Origin of the sequence: Trebonia sp. (assembly GCF_049794275.1) — a bacterium.
GTDB lineage: Bacteria > Actinomycetota > Actinomycetes > Streptosporangiales > Streptosporangiaceae > Trebonia.
Map to the genome: position 1 here is coordinate 1 of NZ_JBARCR010000023.1, position 3,086 is coordinate 3,086.

4 protein-coding genes are annotated in these 3,086 nt (G+C 71.6%); 2 read left to right on the top strand and 2 right to left on the bottom strand.

The features are described 5' to 3' along the window. Nucleotides 1-526, bottom strand: a 526-nt coding sequence (locus tag WA805_RS00535) for an SDR family NAD(P)-dependent oxidoreductase (RefSeq protein ID WP_425241386.1), incomplete at its 3' end; no start/stop codon positions are given. A 16-nt stretch (nucleotides 527-542) separates the two neighbouring features. Then, nucleotides 543-1,907: a dihydrolipoyl dehydrogenase family protein gene (locus WA805_RS00540; protein WP_425241387.1), complete on the bottom strand. Its 1,365-nt coding sequence runs from the start codon at nucleotides 1,905-1,907 to the stop codon at nucleotides 543-545. A gap of 158 nt (nucleotides 1,908-2,065) precedes the next feature. Here WA805_RS00540 and WA805_RS00545 point away from each other — a divergent pair, with 158 nt between their 5' ends. Both WA805_RS00545 and WA805_RS00550 read left to right on the top strand, forming a co-directional pair. Further along, nucleotides 2,066-2,593, top strand: coding sequence for a hypothetical protein (locus WA805_RS00545; protein ID WP_422285705.1), 528 nt, complete (start codon nucleotides 2,066-2,068; stop codon nucleotides 2,591-2,593). Continuing rightward, nucleotides 2,586-3,086, top strand: a 501-nt coding sequence (locus WA805_RS00550; RefSeq protein ID WP_425241388.1) for a hypothetical protein, incomplete at its 3' end; no start/stop codon positions are given. The genes WA805_RS00545 and WA805_RS00550, both read left to right, overlap by 8 nt.

A 3,086-nucleotide genomic window follows, 5' to 3' on the forward strand; every position in this document is an offset into this window, starting at 1 on the left:
CGATGAGGTTGACCCGGATCGGCGCGATCTCGACCGCCAGGTTGGCGATCAGGGCCGGCAGCGCGGCGGAGTTCGCCGCGATGAGCGACAGTCCTGCCGCCCGCCCGCCGCCGCGGGTGCCGGCCATGAACAGCAGCGTGCCGCCGGGCCGCACCCGGCCGACGGCCTGCTGAGCCACGGCGACAGGCAGCCAGATGTGGTGGTCCCAATCGAGCTGCCCCCGGTCGTGCTCCAGCTCGGCCAACGGCGCGTAGTACGGGCCGGGGCCGGTGACCAGCACGTGGTCGACCGGTCCCGGCAGGCCGCCGAAGAAGCCGCTGAGCGCGGCCTGGTCGGTGGCGTCAAACGCCGCGGTATCGCGCGCGCCGACCTCGGCCGCGGCCTGCTTCAGGCGGTCGGCGTGCCGGCCGGCGATGATCACGCCGGCGCCCCCCTGTGCGGCCAGGCGGGCGGTTTCCATTCCGATGCCGGAGCTGCCGCCGATCACGACGACGGTCTGTCCGGCGAGTTGCGGTTCGCTGGTCACGACATCACCTCGTGGGTCATTGCGATTCCGTTGCCCGCGCGGGCTGACGCGCGGCCGCGATCTGGCCGCGCAGCGCCTTCAGCCCGGCCACGTAGATCTCCGAGAAGGTGGGGAACGGCTGGATGACGTCGCGCAGCACGGCCAGCGGCACCCGGGCCCTGATGGCCAGCGTGGCCTGCTGCATCCATTCCCCCGCTTCGGGGCCGAGCGCGAACGCGCCGGTCAGCGTCTCGCCGTCGGACAGCAGGGTCAGGAAGCCCGTGGACTTGGCGTAGGCGTGGTTGTAGGTCGCTGTCTTGGCCACCTCGGATAGCGGGATGGTCGCGCTGAACGGCGCCTCCGTGGCGCCGACCGAGGCCGCCTGCGGGTCGGTGTAGACCACGTCGGGGATGGCCTCGTAATGGGCCTCGCGGGACTCGCCGAGGATGTTCGAGGCGACGACCTCGCCCTGGTACTTGCCGACGTGGGTCAGCAGCCGGACGCCGGTGACGTCGCCGACGGCCCACAGCCGGTCGGCGACGCGCAGGTGCGCGTCGACAGGGATGCCATGCGGGCCGACGGTCACGCCCACCGTGTCCAGCCCGGCGGGCACCCGCGGGCGCCTGCCGGTGGCGACGAGCAGCCGGTCGCCGCGCAGCTCGCGGCCGTCGTCGAGGACCAGCACGTAGTCGTCGCCGTCGCGCCTCGCCGAGACCGCCTTGATGCCGAGGATCAGTTCGATGCCGTCCCGTCGCATCTCCTCGCCGAGGGCGTGGCCGAGCGGGGCCGGCTCGCGGGCCAGCACGTGCTCGGCCCCTTCCACCACGGTGACGTCGCCACCGAATCGGCGCACGACCTGGGCCATCTCGGCGCCGACCGGGCCGCCGCCGAGGATCAGCAGGTGACGCGGTACGGCCTTCATGCCGGTCGCCTCGCGGTTGGTCCACACACCGTCGAGCTCGCGCAGCCCGGGGACGGGCGGGATGACCGCATCCGAGCCGGTCGCCACCACCACGTTCGCCGCGGTGTATCGCCTGTCGCCCACCTCCACCACGCCGGGGCCGGCCAGCGCGCCGGTACCGCGGATCAGGTCGATCCCCTCGCCCGCCAGCCAGCGCTGCTGCCCCTCGTCGGAGTAATTGGAGACCATGTAGTCCCGCCAGGCCAGCGCGGCGGCGACGTCGACCTGCGCGGTGGCCGCCGCCTGGCGGGCCTGGTACACCGCCTCGCCGGGCCGCAACAGCGACTTCGACGGGATGCACGCGTAGTACGAGCACTCGCCTCCGGCCAGCTCCCGCTCCACGACCGCCACCCGGAGCCCGCCGTCGGCCAGCTCGCCGGCGCAGTGCTCCCCCGGTGACCCGGCACCCACGACGATGACGTCGTAGTCGTAGCTGCTCATCGCACAACCCCCTACTCATCGGATGTCGCAAGCCTAGTCACCGGGCTGGTCCTCGGTCCCACCCTCGCGCGCGGGCGGGTCCGCTCGCGCCAGTACATGCCCCTGGTCAATCCCTGGTCGCGCCTCTTCACCGGCCGCAACCCGTAGTGTCTACAGGCATGGACGTGGATGAGCTGCAGCACGCGCTGGGCGGCGTCGTCCTCGAGTCGGCCTTCCTGGAACGAGTGCTGCGCGCGGCGTTCAGCGCGCTGATCGACAGCAAGTACGCCGCGGTGGTGGATTCCCGGCTGACAGCGGCCACCATGATCGAGGATTGCGAGCGCATCACCCGGCACCATACCGATATCCCCGCCGCGGAAAAGGACAGGCTCCTGGCCGCGCTCAAGGCCTGCCACCAGGCGAACTCGCATCGCAACCGGGTTATCCACGACGCGTGGGCAACGCGGCCGGGTGACGTCTTGGTCACGCTGCACGGCAGCCGGAACTCCCGTGATGTCATGGTCACGGTGCGGACGCCGGCCGAGGTACGGCAAGTAGCCGACCGGCTGGCTGATGCCGCCAGCGCAGTGAAAGCCGCCATGATCGCGGTCTTCGGCCCTGAGTGGGATCGCGTGGAGGATCAGTTGCGCCAGGAACTTGGCCGCGACGTCGGCGCCGATTACCGAGGCCAGCGGCCGGATGAGTGAGGATGCGGTGACCTTCCTGCTGGCCGATCCTGAGCATCGACTGGCGGGCGTGCGGCTCATCCAGGACGTGCGTATCCCCGGCGACCAGCTCGGCTTCCACCGCAGCGGCGACGGATGGAAGCTGGTCATCGACCGGCCGCCGGTGAACCGGATGGAGTATCTGCTGGAGCTGCGGCACGCCGGCGGCGGCACGGAGACCGTGCTGGATCCCGGGAACTCGCGGCAGGTCGCGGGAGCGTTCGGACCGAAGAGCGTCCTGGAGTTCCCGGGTTACACCCCACCGGGATGGCTGAGCACCGCGGCCGAGCCAGGGAACGTTACCGCTGTCGACGTACCGGTCAAGGCGCTTGACGCGGCGGTCTCCGTACGGGTCTGGTCTCCGCAGGGCACGCAGCCCGGCGAGCGGCTGCCGCTGCTCGTGGTGCACGACGGGCCGGAGTACGACACGCTGGCGAGCCTTACCCGGTACCTGTCCGCGGGGGTCGCCGGGCAC

Bases quoted from the DNA above. Each gene is read 5' to 3' on its own strand.
- WA805_RS00540 (WP_425241387.1), bottom strand. From the start codon at position 1,907: ATGAGCAGCTACGACTACGACGTCATCGTCGTGGGTGCCGGGTCACCG.
- WA805_RS00545 (WP_422285705.1), top strand. From the start codon at position 2,066: ATGGACGTGGATGAGCTGCAGCACGCGCTGGGCGGCGTCGTCCTCGAG.